At 55.8% G+C, this 22,200-nt stretch carries 19 protein-coding genes and 3 pseudogenes; 14 read left to right on the forward strand and 8 right to left on the reverse strand.

What is annotated here, in order from left to right; all coding sequences use genetic code 11:
* Positions 1 to 286 precede the first annotated feature (286 nt).
* Both MUU53_RS23430 and MUU53_RS19375 read left to right on the forward strand, forming a co-directional pair.
* A pseudogene (locus MUU53_RS23430) lies at positions 287 to 373 on the forward strand (hypothetical protein); the annotation flags it as partial.
* A 7-nt stretch (positions 374 to 380) separates the two neighbouring features.
* Positions 381 to 716: pseudogene (locus MUU53_RS19375) on the forward strand (ISNCY family transposase); the annotation flags it as partial.
* A 233-nt stretch (positions 717 to 949) separates the two neighbouring features.
* On the opposite strand, the pseudogene MUU53_RS19380 reads toward MUU53_RS19375, so the two are convergent.
* Together MUU53_RS19380 and MUU53_RS19385 are read right to left on the reverse strand one after the other, a co-directional pair.
* A pseudogene (locus MUU53_RS19380) lies at positions 950 to 1,172 on the reverse strand (hypothetical protein).
* 58 nt (positions 1,173 to 1,230) lie between these two features.
* Positions 1,231 to 2,118: a DMT family transporter gene (locus MUU53_RS19385; RefSeq protein WP_247262352.1), complete on the reverse strand. Its 888-nt coding sequence runs from the start codon at positions 2,116 to 2,118 to the stop codon at positions 1,231 to 1,233.
* Positions 2,119 to 2,827: 709 nt separating this feature from the next.
* Here MUU53_RS19385 and MUU53_RS19390 point away from each other — a divergent pair.
* The 6 genes from MUU53_RS19390 (at position 2,828) to MUU53_RS19415 (ending at position 7,519) form a co-directional block, all read left to right on the forward strand.
* Complete coding sequence (locus MUU53_RS19390) at positions 2,828 to 3,253, forward strand: helix-turn-helix domain-containing protein (protein WP_247262353.1); 426 nt, start codon at positions 2,828 to 2,830, stop codon at positions 3,251 to 3,253.
* Between the two features lie 7 nt (positions 3,254 to 3,260).
* Complete coding sequence (locus tag MUU53_RS19395) at positions 3,261 to 5,060, forward strand: hypothetical protein (protein ID WP_247262354.1); 1,800 nt, start codon at positions 3,261 to 3,263, stop codon at positions 5,058 to 5,060.
* 11 nt (positions 5,061 to 5,071) lie between these two features.
* A complete protein-coding gene (locus MUU53_RS19400; protein ID WP_247262355.1) occupies positions 5,072 to 5,290 on the forward strand; it encodes a hypothetical protein in 219 nt (72 codons plus the stop codon).
* Entirely contained in the window at positions 5,226 to 6,464 is a 1,239-nt protein-coding gene (locus tag MUU53_RS19405; protein WP_247262356.1) for a YcaO-like family protein, read from the forward strand. The genes MUU53_RS19400 and MUU53_RS19405 overlap by 65 nt, the downstream gene beginning before the upstream one ends.
* Positions 6,461 to 7,165: a TfuA-like protein gene (locus MUU53_RS19410; protein WP_247262357.1), complete on the forward strand. Its 705-nt coding sequence runs from the start codon at positions 6,461 to 6,463 to the stop codon at positions 7,163 to 7,165. Before MUU53_RS19405 ends, MUU53_RS19410 begins: the two co-directional genes overlap by 4 nt.
* 117 nt (positions 7,166 to 7,282) lie before the next feature.
* Positions 7,283 to 7,519, forward strand: coding sequence for a hypothetical protein (locus MUU53_RS19415; RefSeq protein WP_247262358.1), 237 nt, complete (start codon positions 7,283 to 7,285; stop codon positions 7,517 to 7,519).
* A 27-nt stretch (positions 7,520 to 7,546) separates the two neighbouring features.
* Here MUU53_RS19415 and MUU53_RS19420 read toward each other — a convergent pair whose 3' ends face one another.
* Entirely contained in the window at positions 7,547 to 8,164 is a 618-nt protein-coding gene (locus MUU53_RS19420; RefSeq protein ID WP_247262359.1) for a BA14K family protein, read from the reverse strand.
* 161 nt (positions 8,165 to 8,325) lie between these two features.
* Here MUU53_RS19420 and MUU53_RS19425 point away from each other — a divergent pair, with 161 nt between their 5' ends.
* Entirely contained in the window at positions 8,326 to 9,582 is a 1,257-nt protein-coding gene (locus MUU53_RS19425) for a glycerate kinase type-2 family protein (RefSeq protein WP_247262360.1), read from the forward strand.
* Here the strand turns inward: MUU53_RS19425 and MUU53_RS19430 are convergent.
* The gene (locus tag MUU53_RS19430; RefSeq protein ID WP_247262361.1) at positions 9,574 to 11,307 is read right to left on the reverse strand and encodes a M14 family metallopeptidase; all 1,734 of its coding nucleotides are present in this window, start codon (positions 11,305 to 11,307) and stop codon (positions 9,574 to 9,576) included. The genes MUU53_RS19425 and MUU53_RS19430 overlap by 9 nt on opposite strands.
* Positions 11,308 to 11,452: 145 nt before the next feature.
* Here MUU53_RS19430 and MUU53_RS19435 point away from each other — a divergent pair, with 145 nt between their 5' ends.
* A complete protein-coding gene (locus tag MUU53_RS19435) occupies positions 11,453 to 12,139 on the forward strand; it encodes a GntR family transcriptional regulator (RefSeq protein WP_247262362.1) in 687 nt (228 codons plus the stop codon).
* Here the strand turns inward: MUU53_RS19435 and MUU53_RS19440 are convergent.
* Complete coding sequence (locus MUU53_RS19440) at positions 12,122 to 12,703, reverse strand: TetR/AcrR family transcriptional regulator (RefSeq protein WP_247262363.1); 582 nt, start codon at positions 12,701 to 12,703, stop codon at positions 12,122 to 12,124. The two genes, MUU53_RS19435 and MUU53_RS19440, sit on opposite strands and share 18 nt — an antisense overlap.
* A gap of 179 nt (positions 12,704 to 12,882) precedes the next feature.
* On the opposite strand from MUU53_RS19440, the gene MUU53_RS19445 reads away from it, so the two are divergent.
* The 4 genes from MUU53_RS19445 to MUU53_RS19460 all read left to right on the forward strand — a co-directional run bounded on the left by MUU53_RS19445 (position 12,883) and on the right by MUU53_RS19460 (position 18,434).
* Complete coding sequence (locus MUU53_RS19445) at positions 12,883 to 13,383, forward strand: (2Fe-2S)-binding protein (protein ID WP_247262364.1); 501 nt, start codon at positions 12,883 to 12,885, stop codon at positions 13,381 to 13,383.
* Complete coding sequence (locus tag MUU53_RS19450) at positions 13,380 to 14,438, forward strand: FAD binding domain-containing protein (protein ID WP_247262365.1); 1,059 nt, start codon at positions 13,380 to 13,382, stop codon at positions 14,436 to 14,438. Before MUU53_RS19445 ends, MUU53_RS19450 begins: the two co-directional genes overlap by 4 nt.
* On the forward strand, positions 14,428 to 16,692 hold the full coding sequence (locus MUU53_RS19455; protein ID WP_377307309.1) for a xanthine dehydrogenase family protein molybdopterin-binding subunit: 2,265 nt from the start codon (positions 14,428 to 14,430) through the stop codon (positions 16,690 to 16,692). Before MUU53_RS19450 ends, MUU53_RS19455 begins: the two co-directional genes overlap by 11 nt.
* Positions 16,693 to 17,555: 863 nt before the next feature.
* Entirely contained in the window at positions 17,556 to 18,434 is an 879-nt protein-coding gene (locus tag MUU53_RS19460; RefSeq protein ID WP_247262367.1) for a DMT family transporter, read from the forward strand.
* A gap of 112 nt (positions 18,435 to 18,546) precedes the next feature.
* Here MUU53_RS19460 and MUU53_RS19465 read toward each other — a convergent pair whose 3' ends face one another.
* The 3 genes from MUU53_RS19465 to MUU53_RS19475 all read right to left on the reverse strand — a co-directional run bounded on the left by MUU53_RS19465 (position 18,547) and on the right by MUU53_RS19475 (position 22,145).
* Positions 18,547 to 19,251 (reverse strand): pirin family protein, encoded by a 705-nt coding sequence (locus MUU53_RS19465; protein WP_247262368.1) that lies wholly within the window; start codon positions 19,249 to 19,251, stop codon positions 18,547 to 18,549.
* A gap of 131 nt (positions 19,252 to 19,382) precedes the next feature.
* Positions 19,383 to 20,861 (reverse strand): NAD-dependent succinate-semialdehyde dehydrogenase, encoded by a 1,479-nt coding sequence (locus MUU53_RS19470; protein WP_247262369.1) that lies wholly within the window; start codon positions 20,859 to 20,861, stop codon positions 19,383 to 19,385.
* A gap of 3 nt (positions 20,862 to 20,864) precedes the next feature.
* On the reverse strand, positions 20,865 to 22,145 hold the full coding sequence (locus tag MUU53_RS19475; protein WP_247262370.1) for a 4-aminobutyrate--2-oxoglutarate transaminase: 1,281 nt from the start codon (positions 22,143 to 22,145) through the stop codon (positions 20,865 to 20,867).
* Between the last annotated feature and the right edge of the window lie 55 nt (positions 22,146 to 22,200).

Consider the following 22,200-nt stretch of genomic DNA (forward strand, 5'->3'; position numbering starts at 1 on the left):
GATCTCCAAAATCAGCTTTGAATCCGATTTGCGCTCTTTTGGGAATCCCAATCCTTAAATCATCACCACGACCTAGGAGACGGGGAAAATTTGTTCCATAATCTTGCCTATCTGATCTTGATCTGTAGTCGGGTGGGTTCAAGGATGTCCTGTTTCTGCAAAGTTAGAGTGTCACACTCCCCGCGTTTGATAACGCGGAGACAAGCGGATGGGATTGATAGCGATGAGCGAGCAAGATCTGCAGCGGATCGAGGTTTTGTCGAAGGTCATCGGCGGTCGGATGACGATGGTGTCGGCGGCACATGTTCTCGGCCAGAGTGAGCGCCAGGTGCGTCGGCTTCTGCAACGGATGCGGACTGGCGGCGCGGCGTCAATCCGGCACAAGGCGATTGGCCGGACGTCGAACAACCGGATCAGCGACGGTGTTCGGGCTGGATGTCCGATGGAAAAGCTATTGCCTGCCTTACAAGGTGTTCGACAAGGACCAGCGGGTAACGCACGCAGCGATCACCGAGAACAAGCGGCTCGGGGATGTTCTGGCCTATATCAAGGAGCGCCAGGAGCAGCAGGACAGGCCGAAGGTGAAGAGCAACAGCGAGAAGAACGGCTACGTTAAACGTGCTCGTGGGTCGGGCCGGCGGAAGGATTTTGTGAAGGATCCAGCGGTGATTGCACGGCGCCAGAAAGCGCTGGCACGGCAACAGGCTGACGAGTGAGGCGTCTCAAAGCTAAAGCCGGAGAGAGTGTTACCACCAGCCCCGATCTGATCTTGCAAGCGGATCTGCCGCCCAGATCGGGGCTTAACGGTACGCTGTGTGGCTAGTGGTCGGACATTTTAACTTTGTAAAGCGGCGGACATTTCAACTCATCCGCCACACCAATCTGGCGCAACTGCGAAACCCAATTATCTCATGGATCTCGGATCTTAGAATCACTGTTGGACTAAACTTTAGCCCCTCAAGGAGCCCTCATTCATTTCTGATGGATCATAATGAACTGGGACCTCCTTAAGCCGGGCCATCTTGTTTTGGCGGGATTTTATGTTTCGTAGCGTCCTCTGAGCCCGTGATTACCGTAGGCTTTGCACTCACGACACCAGATGCTTCTCGATCAGCCTGAGACTTGGCAAACTGCCCAACTGCATCAGCTTCGATTTTGGCTTTCTCTGTCATAGAATTCTCTGTTTTCATCCTGTCGCAACAGCCGAAAAGGGCGAAAGTTCCCGGATCCTCAGTCTGGTACCATCATGCGCTCACGTCTAGAGACAACATATTCGCGCCAGACGGTGAACAACCCCGCCCCAATGACGATGACTGATCCAAGGACGGTGTTCCAGCGCAGGATTTCGCCGAAGATAGTCGAAGCAATAACGGCACCTACGACGAGCTGCCAGTAGGAAATTGGCTGAACCAGTACGGCATCGAGATTTTCGTAGGCTTTGATTAGTGAAAAATGACCAACAATGCCCGTACAGCAAAGCCCAACCATCAACGCCCAATCCCAACCCTTGAAGGGCAGCCAGTAAAACGGGCCGAGTAGATTTGCACCAACGAATCCAACCAGCGTCAGGTACAGAAAACTCGTTGATGGAACGTCTTCCCTGCTAACTAGTCTGGTTAAGAGTCCATAGATTGCACCAAATATGGCACATAGAAGCGGCAAACCGATATAGGCATTGAACTCACCTCCACTCGGCCAAAGCATAAGGAGAACACCTATGAGACCGGTCAGGATGGCGGTCCAGCGGCGCCACCCTACCCGCTCGCCTAAGATTGGCATAGACAGCAAAGCCACAAATATAGGCCCAGCAGCAAATATTGCCTGCGATTGCGCAAGCCCTACTTTCGTGAATGCAACGATAGAGAGAAGGATCTGGATGAAAAGCAAAAGCCCTCGACAAACCTGCAGGACCGGAAAGCATGTTCGAACCGCTCGGCGCAACCCGCCTTCTGACTGCAGGGCTATGAAGATTGCAAAAGCCACAAATGCCCAATATCGCACCATCGCGACCTGTATCGGCGAATGCATCAGACCAAGATGCTTCGATAGACCGTCCTGAATGGCAAAAACGGAAAATGCAAGAAAGGTGAAGCTGTAGCCAAGAGGCTTAGATTTCATGGTGTGAATGTAGAAGTTAGCAGGCAGGGAATTATGACATGACAGTGGATAGCCCCTACCCTTGCATCTACAAACACTATGCGCAACGTCAATATATCAGAATCTTTGAACTTTCGTCGACCGGAGCGGACCGACCGATCTGAAAAGGGCTGGTTACCGACAGCGAGGTGGTAGATCACAGAATGGTCCGCGCGCACGAAACCGCCTTGATAATCCGGGCGCGGGGCTGAAGTGGGCGGGCGATACATGCAGTCACTGTGGCTCGGGCAAGCCCACCGCGCGCTCCAACCGAGACGCTTGAGCCCTAACCAGATCGCCCGGAGGATAAACTCCGTTCTATTGCGGATGGGCGTTGGCCGATATGTGACCTTTTATGATAGTAGACGCCGGATCAGGCCTACTTAAACGCGCTGGCACCCCATGATTGTGCAGGCACAATCGAGGCGGAAATCCACTTTGCAAAACGCCCCAAACTATTCAGACAAACCGAGCCAATTCTAAACCTTATTGCATATCCATCTAAGCGCTATTTACCTTATCCGATCGCCAATTTATCTACAGAGTAGTGAACGTCGACTGGCAATCTGGCAATTTCGCGCAATAATGCAACAAGAGATCGAGAACTCCATTCACAGTCAACGAAAAATGGTTGCGTCACAAAGAAAATGGGCGCAATGTGGATGCAGGTATATGTTTTTCCGGATCTAAGATGGTAAAGAAAACTCCAAACCCGATAGACGTTCATGTCGGCTCTCGTATTCGTCTTCGCAGGACTATGCTGGGAATGAGTCAAGAAAAGCTGGGCGACAGTCTCGGTATTACGTTCCAGCAGGTTCAAAAGTATGAAAAGGGTGCTAACCGCGTCGGCGCAAGCCGCCTTCAGCATATTGCTGAAATACTAAATGTTCCGATTCCCTTCTTCTTTGAAGGAAGCCCTGGCGCCATGGAAGACGATGGCAAGCAGGAATCTACATCCGATTTCATGAATTCGAAGGAATGTGTAGCGCTTGCCGCTGCTTTTGCAGCCATTGATGATAAGCGTGTTCGCCAGTCAATTCTGGGGCTTGTTCGTAGTCTTTCCAAGGAACAATCTGTTCTTGCAGATGTGAATGATCTGACATTCGCTGCGCATTGAGTGCATTGTGTCTCTACGGCTGACCACGCTGGGCGGCTGCCAACTACAGGATGAGGCGGGGCAGGCTATTGCTGCGCCTTACCTGTCACTGGTCCTGCTTGCCTATTTGTACTCGTCAGAATCTAAGGTCGCTCGCAGGAGCGCCGCCCACCTCATCTGGGCAGGCAATCCCGATGCCGCTTCGACAAACCTTCGGTCCACTCTGCGTAGATTGTCCCAAGCGATTGGCGAGAACAGGGTACCTGTCATTGAAGCCGATGGCACCTACTTGAAGCTGAATCATCAAGTTCTGACTTGCGACTTGGAATTTGAAACAGCCGAAATCTCTGCCGACAATCTTAATCTTTGCAGTGATGCCGTCGCCAAGGTATTCCTCCCAGCAGAAGGCAGGACGTCCGCGCAACTTTCCATCTGGGTGAAAGATGTTAGACAGCGACACGTAGCTCTTTTACGCCAGCAGTTCCTGAATGCAGCCGATCAGTCGGAAAAAATAGCGCGTTCGGACCTGAGGCGTGCGGCAGTATTATTACTGGAATACGATCCAGGAGATGAGGAAATTCGCCGCCGCATTTCCGTTACAGACAATCAGGAGCAGCAGCGCATTGTAGCACAGCCGACAAAAGCGCAGCAAATCATGACGGCTCCACCGTCCGCCGATCTTTGGACCGTGCCGCGGATAGCACTCCTTCCTCCCGATACAGCAGTCAGTGCACAGAAAGCGGGTTCAGTCGCCAACGCCCTGATTGAAGATCTTACAATCGGACTTTGTGCCAGCAGGGCGGTTTCTGTCGTGGCACCCTACACATCCGAACGAATCCGGAGTTCGCGCGACAAAGCAGCAATTCTCGAGCGCCACAAGATAACTTATGTCCTCGATACGCAGCGAACCGAAGATGCTCTTTTCGTTCAACTCGTATTCCTGCCGACAGACGAAATTATTTGGGCGACCCGTTTCAAGCTTGATCCCGGCGAAATCTCGGGTCAGCGACAAACCATAACCAACGCGGTCCAAACGTCTCTTGTCAAACAGTTGCATTCGACAAAGACGCTCGCTTTGGACGTCAGCAATCAGCCTGAGGCTTACGTTTCTTTTCTTCGAGGCTTACAGGATCTGTCACACATGTCGCTGCCGTCTATCCGGCGTGCAAGAAGACATTTCAAAGCTTCGTTAGAGATCGACCGGAACTTTGCTTCATCGCTTGCGGGCCTTTCTCGTACTTTCAGCATGGAATGGATCCTGACAGCACGTGGTGATCAAGAATTATTGCAGCAGGCAGTTCGGCTCGCGGGTCAGGCTGTCAGCAATAACGGACAGTCGGCAGGAGCCTTCAAGGAAGTCGGTGTCAGTCACTTGTTTATGGGACGCATAGATGAGAGTCTTGAAGCTCTGGAAATGGCCGAGACATTGAGCCCGCATTATGCGGATGTGCTCTTCAGTCATGCGGATAGTCTTGTGCATGCAAGCAAACCGGCGGATGCATTACGGAAAGTCTTGAATTCGATCGAGCTGAACCCCCTCCCCCCGGATCCGTATTTCTGGGCTGCCGCAGGCGCTTGCTATTTTCTTGGAGAGTTCAGTCAGGCGCTTGATTTTATTGGACGTATGCGAGACTGCAAGCCAGCAGATCGACTGGCGGCAGCCTGTTGGGCTATGCTAGGTGATCCCGCCAAGGCTCGTACTTACAGACTGCGCGTCCTCAGAAACAACCCGGATTTTGATTTGGAACGCTGGGTTGCAGTGCTGCCACACAAGGAAAAGTGGCAGACAGAAATGTATCGTGAAGGGCTTATCAAAGCCGGTTTCTAGAAGGAGAGGGCATGACAAAGTTGATTATTCTAGGCGTAGCGGGTGAAAGCCAGCTGTATGCAGCGGATCTGGAGGCGGGCACGGTTATTCCGATCACAGGTCAGCCCACCGGCGAGCTTGCTTCATTAATAACGCTCACACAATCGGGTGCCGTCGTTACCAAGGGTGTCAAGGCAGCGATTGCGCTTGACTCATCTTCATCCATCGCCTCCAGCTTTCACGAAAGCTAAGAAGTACTTGATACTTCGTACCTGTTCTCCTGCGGAGACCTACGCAAAGGTAGCCGCATCTCTTTCCAGACTTGGGATAACGCGCGTCGCACGTCAGACGGGTCTCGATTGTCTTGGGATACCCGTTTGGTGTGCGTTCACGCCGAACGCAAAATCCATCGTCATTGCGAATGGAAAGGGACTCGACGATGATAGCGCGAGAACCTCTGCAGTCATGGAAGCGGTTGAAAGATCAATCGCTTCCCAGGCTGCGTGCGAGACAATGCGCGCTTCTACAGCAGATCTCCGGCGAATCGGACAGAATTTCGATCGGCTCGACTGCCTCCTCGCCCCCGGGTCGAATGTGCTTCAGGATGATGAGATCATTGATTGGGCATTGGCCAAGGATCTCTTGACGGGAACATATGTCTGCCTGCCCCATGAGGCGGTCACCATGGACCGAACGATCCTGCGGCCTCGTTATTGGCAAAGTTCAGACGGATTGGCATCCGGCAACACCCAGGCAGAAGCAATACTGCACGGATTGCTGGAACGCGTAGAGCGGGATGCGCTGACCCTATGGGAAGTAACCCGTTCTCCCTTGCGTTATGAAGAGCGGATCGATCCTGAAGCCAGCGGCTCGGAAATGGCTGGCCTGCTTCGGCGTATTCAACAGGCGCAGATGCAGATCGCGATTTTCGACATTACCAACGATACAGGAATCCCTGTTGCGTGCGCCATGCTCGGACCACAACGGCTTGACGGTCGAGGCTTGCGACATGTCGATGTCACGCTTGGCGCAGGGGCGGGACTTACGCTGGAGGCTGCGGCTATACGCGCCGTGACAGAGGCGGCACAGTCTCGAATGACTTTCATCGCCGGTGCTCGAGATGATCTCTTCCCGGAATTGTACCAGCGCCCACTGTCGGATGAACATAAACGTGCGTTCGAGAGCCAATCCGTTGCAAGTCTGTCGGATTTCCGGCTAGCGGACGTTCGCTCCCCGGATGAAGCGCTCGATCTTATTCTTTCAACCTTGCAGGAATCGGGCCAGAAAAAACTCTATGCCGTCGATCTGACCCCTGGCTGGCTGCCAGTATCGGTCGTAAAGGTTGTGGCGCCGGATCTGGAAAACCCAGAGGGTGAAAGGCGAACCCGCTATGGCGCGCGGGCTTTGTCAAAGGCTCTACAATGAAGATCGTCTTTGTGGGGCCTACGCTGCCCGACGCAAGCAAGCAGACTGGCACTGAGACCGGTATCGTTGTCGCACCCCCTGCAAGGCAAGGCGATATTATGGACGCGGTGGCTGCTGGCGCGACTGAAATCGGCATCGTCGATGGCTATTTCGAATATGTTGCTCCAGTGTGGCACAAAGAGATACTCTTCGCCTTGCACAGGGGGTGCAGGGTGTATGGCGCTGCAAGCATGGGCGCTCTGCGAGCCTGCGAGTGCCATCCCTATGGCATGGAGGGCATAGGGCAGATATACGAGGATTACCGTAACGGACGACGTGTGGACGATGGCGATGTGGCGCTTCTGCACGGCCCTGCCGAGCTGAACTATCACCCCCTCACCATTCCGCTCGTCAATATCGATGCAACGCTTGGCAGGGCGCTTGAGCGATCCTTCATCGATGAGCGTGAGAGAGATGCTCTGGCTTCGGCCTCGCGCGCCCTCTTTTTTAAAGAGCGCACCTGGAAACGGATTGCACAGGAAAGCGCTTTTCCGACGGACCGGATTCGCGAAATGCTTGCCGACTGCTCTGTCGATCAGAAGCGCGAGGATGCTTTGATGCTCATGCGGGAGGTTCGTCATTGCGGCGACAGTCCTAGGTCTCCGCCTCTATGGCCATTCCACACGACGCCGACATGGCGCCGCCTTTATGGCGACATATGAGCAATTAAAACTTTATTGTCGCGGACAGAAACGCGCGCGGCGTGTGCAACGCTTTTGCAACGCGCCTGCAACGCAAAGCTATGCAATTGTTCCAACAGTTGGAACGAGGCAGGCTCAATGAACGTGGTGTCCATGAATTTCGAGAATAACGAACGTCGCGACGAATTCTTCGCGCTGATCAACATGATCGGCTACGCTGTATCGATCGCGAATACGCTTGGATCACAGACTGCAGCGGAACACATGGATACAGCGCGTGCCGCACTGATCAAACAACTTCAAGACGAGATGTCGAGCAATCTTTCTGCAGACAACATCAATCGGATTGCGACGATCCGAGCAGGCCACTGCTGAAAAACAAATTGGCGAGACAGCGTTGCTTCAGTTGTAGGGCGTCACGCAGGTTCGGCGTCCGCTCGAAAATGGCTGATAGCTATTCGTGGAAACGTCGTAGGACCGGTAACGCGCAGAACACCATTCGGCATGTGTGGATGAGGCGGCTACCGGATCTCTCGAATCGTCCATCACCGCACCGGATGCGTAGACCTGCCCTTCTGAGGCATTGGCGGTTTCAGATCCATCATTCCGCAAAAAACACAATCGGCGAGGACCGCCATCGAAAGGCTGATAGGTATTGTCCTCGACACGATAGGATCGATAACGATTGCTACAGGCGTCAATGCCCGCAATATCAACCTTTGGAGCTGCGACCGCTTCCTTAAGAATCTCCGACTGGGCCGGAAGTGCGCGTGACCCTGCCATCAGCTTTACAGAGTCTTCCGCTGGCTTGACCTCGGCATACTGAACGCCCGGCACCCGTTCATAAGCGGACGTGTCATTCACGACTACCGGCTGCGTTGTCCACAACTCTGGTGCGCTCATATCCAGGCTCGAAACTGGCTGGTTTTCCTTCAGAGCTTCATCTGCGATGGCGATCACGATGCCGAACGGAACAACCGCGAGGGTCAAATTGAGCGCGAGATTCGCTAAAGTTTTCAAGGCCGCTTTCCTGTCATGAACTCGAATGACAGAATGCGAAAATCGCCGCGCTGTTCCGAAAAACATGCAGTTTCCATAATGCAATTAGACCGAGCATCTTTGCGGATTGACAGTTGATGACCTGACTGTAGGCTCACTGCCAAGCATTGTGGGGATCAGGCATGCACGATCGGGAATTATTGGCGGCAATGTTCCGGGCAGCGGTTAATGCTGCAGATCCAAGGACCGCTTTAGCGTGTCATCTCCCTGAACCGCCAACATCAGGAAGGACGGTGGTGATTGGAGCAGGCAAAGGAGCTGCCCAGATGGCAGCAGCGCTGGAAGATCTATGGCCGAAACCTTTGACCGGCGTCGTCGTGACTCGCTACGGCTATGGATGCAGCACTCGCTCCATCGATGTCATTGAGGCTGCTCATCCTGTTCCAGATGAAGCAGGGTTGGATGCGACCCGACGCCTCTTCGACACCATCCGTAATCTTGACGAAGAAGATCTCGTCATCGCCCTGATATGCGGCGGCGCTTCTGCACTCCTGCCCTGCCCACCCAGCGGACTGACGCTGGATGACGAAATTGCGTTGAACGAGGCTCTGCTCGCGTCTGGCGCGCCAATTTCGGCAATGAACACGGTCCGCAAGCATTTCTCCGGTATCAAGGGCGGTCGGCTGGCGGCCGCAACAAAGGCGCGGGTTGCAAGTCTCATCGTGTCGGACATACCCGGTGACAACCCGGCCTTTGTCGGCTCCGGCCCAACCGTTCCCGACTCAACCAGACGAGCAGACGCGCAAGCCATCATCGACCAATACGCAATTTCACTGTCTCCGCGAATGATGGCACATCTCCAATCGCCCGGCGCGGATGCTCCTCTTCCAGACGACCCAAAGTTCGCGCGCAACTCCATCAGCATCATCGCGTCGGCACGCCTCTCATTGGAGGCCGCAGCTTTGACAGCTTCGCAAGCTGGCATCTCGCCGCACATCCTGTCGGATTCCATCGAAGGCGAAGCAAGGGATGTCGCGAACGTTCATGCAGCGCTCGCGCGCGAGATCGGTCAACGCGATAGACCGTTCAGCAGGCCTTGCGTTCTGATTTCAGGTGGCGAGACGACGGTGACGATCCGAGGACAGGGTGGGCGTGGTGGTCGCAATGGGGAATTTGCACTGGCCGCCGCCTTGGGGCTTCAGGATTTGGAAGCAAGCCTGATCGCTGCGGATACCGACGGCATTGACGGCTCCGAGAGCAATGCCGGCGCCTTTGTTGACGGCACAACCGTGCAGCGCATGCGCGCAGCTGGTATCGATGCCCGGGAACTCCTCAGTCGGAATGACAGCTATTCAGCCTTCGAAGCAATCGGTGACTTGTTCGTCACGGGACCGACGGGAACGAACGTCAATGATTTCCGCGCAATCATGTTACGTTGATCCAGGCCTTAGAATTTCCTGCCAGGCCTGATACGCTGCAAGAACGGTTCCCATTTGCACAGTATGCGCGGCGACAAAGGGCGCGCCATAGAGCGTTTCATCCGGATATTCCGTGATCAACGTCACAGGATAAAGGCCATCATTGCCGACAGTGATCATGCACGGAAACCCGTTCACAAGTATAAGGCCATTCGGTCCTGCATGCGTTTCGAAGAGTGCGTGCTGGCGATCGTTCATATCCATCAGGTATTTCATGCTCGCCAACCGACGCGTCACGCGATCCAGCAACGCCATGGCTTCAGGCCTTGCTTCTTCATGATGCCGCAGGATGAGGAAGAACCCCTTCGGGATCATCCACGCCGGAAAGCCACGCGGAACATAGCCGGTCAAAGGCCTGGTCCATTCGTGCGCGGGATATCCGTGCAGATTAATATGCAGCCCGGCGCCTGTTTGTCTTCGCGCCTGTATTCGCAAGCGCTTCTCGAAGATGAGCGCCTCGTCAGACACATTGCGATATTCCAGATCGTCTCCCAGCGCAGTGTAGCGTGCGGCATGGCTCATATGGGACGGATTTTCCGCAGACAACCGGCCTTGCAAGGCATAGCCGTCAGGATTCTCGCAAGGAATGACGGTGAAATGGGCGGCAGGAGAGGCTGACAAAATGCGAGCCGCGCGTAGCGCTCCTACTATTCCGGATGTCTCATTTGCATGTTGCCCGCCGCTGATCAGCACCGGCGCGTCCGACCCCTGAAGATATCGCGCATGAACCAGGCGACCCGCAACCGTCTCGCAAGTGAGCGTTTCCCCGCGCAGGCTATTCAGTTCGGTCACGATCTGCGCCTCCCCAACCGCCTGCTGCGCCTCATCAAGAGGCTGGGCCTCACCTCTTCGTGCGCGCCGATCATAAGGCCGGAGTTCTATCGACAGTTCAGGACGTCCAGTCGCGAAAGTGACTTCGGGCACGATCTGTCCCGGCCTGACATTACGATCACCGAGCATCTTGCCGGACTTCAGCGTGAAATATTCGAGGGCAGAGAAATACAGATCCTCATGTAGCGCCTCGCGCAGGCTCATGCTTTCATCAAGAGGCGGCAGCGGCTCATCCATCTGCGGGAGTTGAACCGAGACGTTCAATTCCTCGAAAAACGGGCCAGTGCTACTCCACGCATGCGCAGAGATAACCGTCATCGCGTCCCTGTAAATCTCTTCGAAATCCGTCTCTATCCGTTGATCGACGCCCCGTGCTGGCACTCTAAGCCAACCGGTGGGGGACAGGACGTTCTGTCCTGTCAGGTCGCAGTAAAGCCGGTTCGGCGCATAGATCGAGCGGGTATGGATGTCGCTCCCGATAGAAAGCCTGACATCGTAGCACAGGTCCTCACCAACCGCCTTCGGCTGCAACTCAATTGAACGAGATCCAACAAGGGCCGCCAGAGGATAAGCCTCGAGACGAAAGCGTTTCCCATCTGCGAATGGCGAACCGGGATAGCTGACGCTGACGGCGGTCACGTCCGACAGGTCAATTTCTTCCAGAAATGCACTCACCAGCGGCTTGTAGGCGGAACGGGCGCGTAACGTGATTCCACGGCTCTTGGCTTCGGCTTCCATCTCAAGGCGTGTTCGCCTGTCATCGAAGCTCCAGACTTCGGCCACATCGCCCTCGCACAGCAGGCTTATCACGCGATCGAACATCCGGTCGTAGGTCTTTTGAAACAGCGTAACCATCCGTTCGCCTTTCTCGTGATGCCATGGCTATCTGGCTACCATGCATTGGGTGCGTCGGAAATGCGAAGCTGAATTACACGTGACGGCGCCAAGGCTTGATGCTATCGATCCGCATCTTTGATATTATCGATGGAATAACCGACGCATGAAGAAGGCGATGCCGACAGACAAGGCGGGACAAGCAAGCGAACCTGCCCAAACCCTGGCAGAAAGCATTGCGGACAAAATTCGGGAACGTGTCATTTCGGGCTGGCTGACACCGGGCAGCCATCTCTCGGAAGTCGCGCTGGGTGAGGAACTCGGCGTGTCACGCAATACGTTGCGAGAAGTGTTTCGCCTCCTCACGAAGGAAGGCCTGCTTCGCCACGAAGCCAATCGGGGGGTGTTTGTCAGCACGCCAAGCATGGCAACCATCGTCGATATCTACAATGTTCGACGCATGATCGAATGTCAGGCGATGGCAGGCGCTCACCCCAGGCATCCGAGTGTTGCAAAAATGCGGGCGGCCGTCGAAGAAGCGGTTCGCCACCGGGAAGCTGGAGAATGGCTGCAGGCCGGAACCGCTGATATCGCCTATCATGCGGCCATTGTCGAGCTGGCGGACAGTCCTCGCCTCAATACGTTTTTCGCACAGGTAGCGCTGGAGCTTCGCCTTGTTTTCGGCCTGCTGCGCGATCCGGAATACCTCCACGCGCGCTACGTGGACAAGAACCTGCTCATCCTGTCAGAACTGGAAGCCGGTCAGACAGCAAAAGCCGCAGATATGCTGCGCGATTATCTGTTCGATGCGGAGCGCTTCATTCTCGGTGCCTATTCACGCCTTGGCTCTTAGCCCATCCAGAAAGATGTCGAGCAACTTGAGCGCCTTGGCTTGCCAATCATCCTCGGGTTGCGCGTAATAGATCCCGATCAGCGTTCGCAGCAGATCCTCCGCAGAGATATCGTCGCGAAGACTTCCCTCGGCGACGGCACGTTGAAGCAACAAGTCCAGCGCTTCGACCATGCGCGCTGTTGACGAAGCTTTCAGTTCGGGATTGCCGTAGACCGCCAGTTGCAGGGCCTGCATCATGCCTTTCTTCGTGGCAACAAGCCTTACATTGGCCTGAAGCCATTGCCTGAATGCTGCGAAGGCGTCAGTCTCATGACCCAACGTAGAGGCCAAATCGCAAAGCTGGTCAACCTCATGGCGGTAAACTGCCTCAAAGAGCTCTTCCCGTGACGGAAAGTGCCGATAAAGCGTACCGATCCCGACGCCTGCTTTCTTCGCGACCGCCTCAAGGCTTGCCTGCGTTCCCCCGGCGCTGAAAATTTCCGTCGCGGCTCTGAGCAGGATTTCACGGTTACGCACCGAGTCCGCTCGTGGCTTGCGCCTTGTCTTCTTCGCTTCAGGGACCATTTCCAATTTCTGACTTAAGCCTCTTGCTAAACGGAGGGTGCCTCCGTATATTGAGTTTGTAAAGCAGAAGCTGATGCACTGCTTTTTTGGCCACGATGGCAATTCAAGGTTTCATACTGCCGGACATACCGTCAATCGCGGTTCAAATCTCAACATCACTCTTTCTGAATGGGGTACGCATGTCACTCTCCATCAGCCTTACCATAAATGGAGACGCAAGAACGATTGTTCTTGAAGATCCACGCGTGACGCTGCTCGATCTTCTGCGTGAACGCCTGCAACTGACCGGAACCAAGAAGGGTTGCGACCGAGGGCAGTGCGGCGCCTGTACTGTTCTCGTGGACGGTCGCCGGATCAATTCCTGTCTTACGCTTGCAATGACCGTCGACGGGGCTCACGTCACGACGATTGAAGGCCTGGCAACGGGCGATGAACTTCATCCGGTTCAGGCAGCGTTTCTTGAGTGTGATGGCCTGCAGTGCGGTTATTGCACGCCGGGGCAGATCATGAGTGCCGTCGGCCTGATCGCCGAAGGGCAAGCGGTGGGTGATCCAGAGCGGGTTCGAGAACTGATGAGCGGCAATATCTGTCGATGCGGTGCCTACAAGGGCATCACGGAAGCCGTCCTTGCCGCGATGGAAAAAGATGCAACAATCCTCAAGGAAAGGGATGCGGCATGAACCTGTTCGACTATGTCCGAGCATCATCTGTCGACGAAGCTGTTGCCGCCGTTGCGAAGCCCGGCGCGCGCATACTGGCGGGCGGCACAAACCTTCTGGATCTCATGAAGATCGGCGTTGCTGAACCGACGATGCTCGTCGACATAACGCGCCTGGAAGATCTGAAGCGTATCGATTGGCTATCGGATGGCGGTGTGCGCATCGGATCGCTCGTGCGCAATTCAGACCTGGCTTACGAAACCCGCTTTGCCAGAACGTTTCCCATGGTTGCAGAGGCTTTGCTATCCGGTGCCTCTGCTCAGTTGCGCAATGCCGCGACGGCGGGCGGAAATCTTCTTCAGAAGACACGCTGCTCCTACTATCAGGATGTGGCCAGCGCTTGTAACCGACGAAATGCTGGCTCTGGCTGCGATGCACGCCACGGTCTCAATCGCCTGCACGCGGTCATTGGCTGGAGCGATCACTGCATCGCCACCCATCCTTCCGATTTCTGCGTACCGCTTGCGGCTCTTGACGCCGTTGTCGAGGTAACTGGCAAGGGAGGTACCCGCGAGATACCGATTGAAAGCTTTCACCTTCTTCCGGGAGATCAGCCGGCCAAGGAAAACGCGCTCGCAGTGGGCGAACTGGTTACGGCCATCCGCATCCCGGCAGACGCATCACGATTTGCAGCGCATAGCCGCTATCTCAAGCTTCGCGAGCGTACCTCCTATGCCTTTGCCGTGGTTTCGGCAGCTGCCGCCATGACGATTGAGGATGGTCGCATCGTTGAGGCTCGCCTGACCCTCGGCGCCGTTGCTGCCAAGCCGTGGCGTTCGAGAGAGGCGGAAGCAGCGATGATCGGACAAATACCATCCAAGGACCTTTTCCATCATGCCGCCGGTATCGTCTTGCAGGGGGCAATCCCCAGCGGGGACAATGCCTTCAAGATCGAGCTTGCCCGGCGCCTTGCCGCAAGAGCCTTGTCTGCCGCCAGTGCCGGAACGCCTGCCGCGATGCCAGCACTTCCCGGCTCGCCGCTATTGACAATCTCAGGAGATGCCAATGTCGCTTGACCTTTCGTCAGACACTTCGGCAAGACCAACGACCCGTTATGGATCAAACTCGGGGCAACCCCTGACCCGGCGCGATGGTATCCTCAAGGTGACCGGGCAGGCGACCTATGCCGCGGACAACCATCCCGCACAACTTGCCTACGCAGTCATGGTTGGTGCAACAATCGCCCGCGGCCGCGTCACGGCCATGGATGTGGAAGCTGCCAGCCGTCATCCCGGTATCATCGAGGTCTTCACGCCGGATAATGCGCCCGCTTTCGCGCATGATCCGGATGAAAAGATGCCACCTTTCGGCTTTCGGCTGGAGCTCTTGCAGAACCATTCAGTCCGTTACGCCGGACAGCCAATTGCTCTGGTGGTAGCGGAAACGCTGGAAGCAGCAACGGAAGGCGCGCACCTGCTTCAACCCGTCTATGAGACGGATGAAGCGCGCACCGGTCTCGAAAACGGCGTTCAGTTTGACCCGCAAGCGGTTGGAGTAGGTGGCCCGCCATCGACCTCCCACGGCAATCTCGATACCGCCTTCGCCGCATCAGAAACGATCGTCGAAGCGGAATATTCAACACCTGCGCAATATCACAATGCCATGGAACCGCATGCCGTTGTCGCAGAGTGGAACGGCAATCACCTCACCCTCGACATGCCCAATCAGGCGCTGGCCATGAGCTGCGCCTCCTATGCGCGCTATTTCGATATTCCAGTCGAAAATGTCGTCATACGGTCTCCATTTCTGGGTGGCGGCTTCGGTTCGAAGGCAATTCTCAATGGCCCGCAGATCCTGGCGATTGCCGCTGCACGCAAGCTGAAGCGCCCGGTCAAACTGGCACTGACCCGTGCCCAGATGTACGGACCGGTCGGCCATCGAGGACAAACGTGGCAGACTTTGCGAATGGGACTGTCGGCCGATGGGAGGTTGAAAGCAATCCATCACCGTTCAATATCGGCCACATCGAGCTTTGATGACTTTCTGGAACCTGCCGCCAATGCTTCGCTTCCCCTCTACGCGGCAGATGCGCTTCTGGCGGAGCACAAAGGTCTGCGCCTTGACATCGGCACCCCAGGGCCGATGCGTGCACCCGGCGAAGCAAGCGGATCCGCCGCGCTTGAAGTTGCCATAGACGAGGCAGCCGAAGCCTGCGGACTGGATCCGCTCGAGTTCCGTCTGCTGAACTACGCCGAGAGTGAGCCCGGCTCCGGCAGACCCTTCTCTTCCAAGGCACTGCGTGAATGCTATGAGCGCGGCGCAGAGGTATTCGGTTGGCAACAGCGCCTGCGCGCACCCCGCACGATGCGGGACGACAATGGGCTGCTCGTCGGCTGGGGCATGGGTACGGCTGTGTTCCCCTGCCCCATGTTTCCGGCGCAGGCAAGAACAACCGTGCGGGCGGATGGCTCCGTTCTCGTGGAAACCGGCGGCGTTGACATGGGCCAGGGCGCATGGACCGCACTGGCGCAGATTGCTGCAGAGGCGCTGGGACTGGAAGCACACGAGATCGAATTCCGATCCGGCGTCTCAACGCTGCCGGATGCCGGGGTCGCCGGGGGATCAGGCCACACCGCCAGTGCTGGCCTCGCCTTGAGCAATTCGGGTCTCGATGCGCTCGCAAAGCTTGCGGAAATTGCCACCAACGATCCCGACTCACCACTGTTCGGTGCTGGTAACATTGGTGTCCTTCCCAGAGGCGGACGATTGGTCCGTCGTGACGACGAAAGCCGCGGTGAACGTTTTGCCGACATCCTGACACGGGCAAAGCAGAGCGAAGTCATCGGCGAAGCGAAGTCGATGCGGGAACCCGGGAATGCGGAAAAGTTCGCCATGTACTCACACGGCGCCGTATTTGCCGAGGTCAAGGTCGATCCTGATCTTGGGCAGATCCGCACGACGAGAATGGTGGGCGCCTTCGCCGCAGGACGCGTCATCAATCCCCGGCTGGTCCGCAGTCAGTATTATGGCGGGATGATCTGGGGAACATCATTCGCCCTGCATGAGGCCGCACTCATCGATCACCGCACAGGCCGCGTGATGAACGCCGATCTTGCTGAATATCATGTTCCGGTGAACGCAGATGTTCCTTCGCTGGAAGCCATACTGGTTGCAGAGGACGATCCATACGTCAATGCCATCGGCGTCAAGGGCGTCGGCGAAATCGGCATCACCGGAACCGTGGGCGCCATCGCAAATGCCGTCTGGCATGCGACGGGCAGGCGCGTACGAAATTTCCCGATCCATATCGAGGACATTCTTGGCCTCTAAAATTGACATTCTTGGCCTCTAAAATTCGACGATCCGGCCGTTTTGATCGAACGGCTGGGTCTATGATCCGGCAAGGATTGAGATCGTAGTCAACTCAGAACGACCAATAGCGGATGTGCCGATGTTTCTAGATATGAAGAGCTATGGGCCAAGGCCGGAGCCACTGCCGCCCAAACCATCGAAGCCAAACCTCAGCCCAAGGGAGCAGAAGATCCTAGCCTGGGTGATTTGTGTGAACATAATGATCCTCTTTATTGCTCCTATCGGCGGCGCGACAGTCATCCACAGCTTTCTGGCGTTCGTGTTTGGCTAAGGCCGCAGCCTGTCAACGGCACACAAGAAAAATTTAATTGTGTAGACGTTAGTACTAATATTGCTCAGGTTGTAGCGGATCGAGCGGCTGCTGAAGGGCGTACGTTGACAGATGGGGTGGATCCAAATCGGCTGCGCCCTAACCGCTTGCGATCAAGAATGCAATGGCCGTTTAGAAGAACTTGGCCAGAGATGCGCCTCTCCCAAAGGAGTGTTGCGCCATTCCAACATGCGAATGAGGGTGGCCATTTCGCCTGGGAATGTGAACGGGGCGGTCCTCCGGGCGTTCCAATAGAATTCTGAGCTGGAGCTCAGCTAAAATTCTATAGGCATTTTCTTGTCTTCCAGAGGCTGCAATTGCAGAAACCGACTGATCAACGCATTTGGATCAGAATGTACAAATTTGAATTGGTGCCTGGCACATAAAACCGCTAACCAGAGAAAAGAATTAGATATGCCTCAAATAGTTGGTTCAAGCCGATGTTCCCTTCGGGGCGACAACGTGAACCGACTGGATGCGGAAGCTTGCACACCTCAAAGAAGTATTTGCGATGTCAGAGACCCGGCCCAACACACTCAAGGCGGCAGCGTGGATGCTGGCTTCGATCGCCCTATTGCTGCTGATGGCAATCTCGGGTCGCGCGACGACGAAGGAGCTGAACGTTTTTCAGGTCATGGAAATGCGATCCGTCATCGCATTTTTTATGCTGCTCCCATTCGTGTATCGGGAGGGTGGCTTGCGCGCCATGCGTACGCGCATCCTGTCCAGCCATATCGTGCGCAATGGTGCACATTATGTCGGCCAGTTTCTGTGGCTCATGGGGCTGACCATGATTCCGATGGCGCAGGTGATAGCAATCGAGTTTACCGCGCCAATCTGGACCGCCCTGATGGCGGCAGCCTTTCTCGGTGAAAAGCTGACCTGGAGAAAATCGCTCGCGATTCTGCTGGGCCTCGTCGGCGTTATCATTATTGTCAGACCCGGTGGTACATCCATCAATCCCGGCCAGCTCGTCGTCCTGGGTGCAGCCTTCGTCTTCGCAGTATCGTTCATCACGACGAAATCACTCACCAGGCGTGACAGCGCCACCAAGATTATTTTCTGGATGCTCATCATCCAGTCGGTTATCGGCTTTACGCCAGCCCTCAATGTCTGGGTCTGGCCATCGGCTGGTCTGTGGCCCTGGATTTTTCTGATCCCGTTTTCCGGTACATTTGCCCATTTCTGCATGGCAAAAGCACTTTCCTACGCGGATGCTACCGTCGTCATGCCGATGGATTATCTCAGGGTGCCGCTTTCCGCCGTGATTGGATATCTGCTTTTTGCAGAAGCGATCGACGTCTTCACAGCCTGCGGCGCGGCCCTGATCCTCACTGGCAACCTGTTCAACCTGCGCAGAAACAAGCCACTTCCTGCGCAGGCTGCCTGATGCCGTTAAAGCATGGCGTGATCTTTCAGTTTTGCTCCCGACGCTTTAACTTTTTGTTTCATCGCATGTCGTTACCGCAAAACCGCTGCACACTTTTAGCTACGACATGCCGTTAGCGATGCATATCGAACAGCAGCGCCTTTCCGTCAGTCACCCATTCAATATCGGGAATTGAACCAGTTCCCAACTGGATCCCGTCTCCTGATGAAAGACGCTCACCATCCACCATCGCCAGACCCTTGATGATATGCACGAAGGTCAACCGTTCGGGCGATGATGGCACAGGAAGCCGTGTCCCCTCAGCGACGTTTGCTATGAAAAGCCGCGTGTCGGAATTCAGCCTCAGAGGCGCCTTCGCATCACCGCCTGCTGCAAGAAATTGCCATCCACCAGTCATATCGTCTTCAACCGGCAAGGGTGCTTGCTGATATGTGGGCAGGCCATTCCGAACGTCCGGGATCAACCAGATTTGCAGAAAATGAGCAGGTGCGTCAGCTGAAGCATTCATCTCAGAATGGCGCACGCCACGACCGGCATACATCAACTGAGCTTCACCGGGCGCAATGGTTGCGACATTGCCCAAAGTATCGCGATGCTCCAACTGACCGGACAGTACGATCGTTAAGATGTCCATGTCGGCGTGACCATGCTCTGAGAAGCCGGATCCCGGCGCGACCCGGTCTTCATTGATCACGCGAAGTGCGCCAAATCCCATACGGGTCGGATCCTGAAAGCCACCAAAGGAAAACGTGTGAAAGCTGTCAAGCCAACCGGTATTTGTACGGCCGCGGCTCATATTCTCGTGGATCAGGGTCATCTTCATTTCCTTTCACGTCGGAAGCAAGACACTGCTTCCGTTGCGTGAAAGATGACATTTGTCAGACGGCTTCAAAAGATGAACAATTGCGCCATCACTGTTTCTATTTTGGAGTCAGTGATGGCTAAGAGTCAGATGGAAAGACACAGATACTTGATTTCGAGATAATCCTCGATGCCGTATTTCGAGCCTTCACGCCCCTGTCCGGACTGTTTGATGCCTCCAAAAGGCGCAACTTCCGTAGAGATCAATCCGGTATTGATCCCGACCATTCCATATTCCAAAGCTTCCGCCACGCGGAAGACCTTGGAGAGGTCCTTGGCGTAGAAGTAGGAGGCCAAACCGAACTCCGTATCATTGGCAAGCTCAATCACCTCTTCCTCAGTCTCGAAGCGGAAGAGAGGCGCGACCGGGCCGAAGGTTTCTTCCCGTGCGACCTTCATGGAAGATGTTACATCCGTCAGGACCGTTGGCTGAAAGAAGAGATCCCCCCGACCATCCCGGTTGCCGCCCGTGGACACGGTGGCTCCCTGCGCGAGAGCGTCGGAGATATGTTCCTCAACCTTGGACAGTGCCTTGGATGAAATGAGCGGGCCTGCCTGAACACCTTCCTCGAAGCCATTGCCAATCTTTAGCTGTGCGACACGTTCCGTAAGCCGGGCCGCAAACGCATCATAGATGCCGGATTGGACATAGAGCCGGTTTGCGCAAACGCAGGTCTGGCCGTTATTACGAAATTTGGAGACCATCGCGCCTTCGACTGCGGCATCGAGATCTGCATCATCAAAGACGATGAAAGGCGCGTTCCCACCAAGCTCCAACCCAAGCTTCAGAACCTGATCCGCACCCTGCCGCATGAGGATTTTGCCGACATTGGTGGAACCGGTGAAGGTCAGTTTGCGAACCTTGCTGTTCGCACACATCTCTTGCCCGATACTCGCTGAATCCGTGGAGAGGACGATGTTGAATAGTCCTGGCGCCAAGCCCGCACGCCGCGCCAGAACAGCGAGCGCCAGTGCGGAAAGCGGAGTTTCCGCAGCCGGTTTGGAAACCATGGCACAGCCAGCTGCCAGGGCAGGTGCAAGCTTGCGGGCGAGCATCGCATTCGGAAAATTCCACGGCGTGATCGACGCCACGACACCAACGGGTTGCTTCAGAACGATGATGCGTTTGTCTGGCTGATGTCCGGGGATGGTATCGCCGTATATGCGCTTTGCCTCTTCGGCAAACCATTCCACATACGAAGCGCCGTAAAGAACTTCGCCCTTGGCCTCGGCAAGGGGTTTGCCCATTTCCGAGGTCAGGATGATCGCCAGATCATCGGCATGCGCCACGATCAGATCGTAGAAGCGACGCAGCACACCGGCGCGCTCTTTACCCGTTCTCGCAGCCCATGCTTTTTGCGCCGCATGTGCCGCCTCGATTGCATCTGCCGTTTCCGCCCGCCCCATATCGGGCAATACGGCCAGCACCTCTCCAGTTGCCGGATTGGTGACTTCGAAGGTTTCGCCTGTTTTGCTCCGTCCGACCCAGCGGTCAGCGATCAGCGCGGTATCGACAAGCAAGGATGGATCTTTGAGCCGTGATGCGAGCGCGGAAGAAACCGACATGGATCAAGCCTCCGCCGCGCATTCGCGGAGCGTGGTTTCCAGAATATCCAGCGCTTCCGCAAAGACATCGTCCTGGATGGTGATCGGAGCGAGGAAGCGGATCACATTGCCGTAGACGCCGCAGGTCAGGAGGATCAAGCCCTTTTCCAGCGCCCGAAGTCTCACTTTGTTCGTGAAATCCGGGTTCGGAGTCGTTGAGTTAGGGAGATTGAATTCGACAGCATTCATGAACCCAGGTCCGCGAATATCCGCGATCTGTGGAACGGCTTCTGTCAGCGAGTGCAATCTCTGCTTGAGCCGCGCACCGAGCTGGTCTGCGCGTGCGCAAAGCGCCTCTTCCTCGATCACATCGAGCACCGCGTTCCCCGCAGCAATGCCAATCGGGTTACCACCATAAGTGCCCCCCAGTCCTCCCGGTCCAGGCGCATCCATGATGTTGGCGCGACCTGTGACTGCAGCGACAGGGAAGCCGCCGCCCAGACCTTTCGCCATGGTGGTCAGATCTGCATGAACGCCATAATGCTCCATGGCGAAAAGCTTGCCGGTGCGGGCAAACCCGGTCTGAACTTCATCTGCAATCAGCAGAATACCGTGCTTGTCAGCGAGCTCGCGCAGCTTTGCCAGGAACGCGCGCGGCACTTCGTAAAAGCCGCCCTCGCCCTGAACTGGCTCCACGATGAAGGCAGCAACCCGGTTCGGATCGACATCAGCCTTGAACAGCTTATCGAGAACGCCCAGCGTATCTTCGACGGTTGTGCCGTGCAGAGCAACCGGAAACGGTACGTGGAAGACATCCGGCATCATGGCACCGAACCCCGTCTTGTAAGGCACCACTTTGCCGGTGAGCGTCATGCCCATGAAGGTCCTGCCGTGGAACGCGCCGGAAAAGGCGATCACCGCCGACCGATTTGTGGCAGCGCGGGCGATTTTTACCGCATTCTCAACCGCTTCCGCACCGGTCGTCACAAAGATCGTCTTCTTGGGAAAGTCGCCCAGGACCGCATCATTGAGACGCTCAGCCAGGCGAATATAGTTCTCGTAAGGAATGACCTGATGGCAGGTATGGGTAAAGTGGTCGAGCTGATCACGAACCGCAGCCATGACCTTCGGATGCCGATGCCCCGTGTTGACGACAGCGATGCCCGCGGCGAAGTCGATATAGCGGCGGCCTTCCACATCCCAGATTTCTGCGTTCTCGGCGCGTTCTGCGTAAACGCTCGTGGTGACACCCACGCCGCGTGAAATTGCGTCGCTGCGGCGAACCGCCAATGCCTGATTATCCATTGCTGCGCCCCTCTTTGAAAAAAGATCCGGAACGAAAATCGCCCTCGAATGATTT

This window comes from Affinirhizobium lemnae, assembly GCF_022968395.1.
Lineage (GTDB): Bacteria > Pseudomonadota > Alphaproteobacteria > Rhizobiales > Rhizobiaceae > Neorhizobium > Neorhizobium lemnae.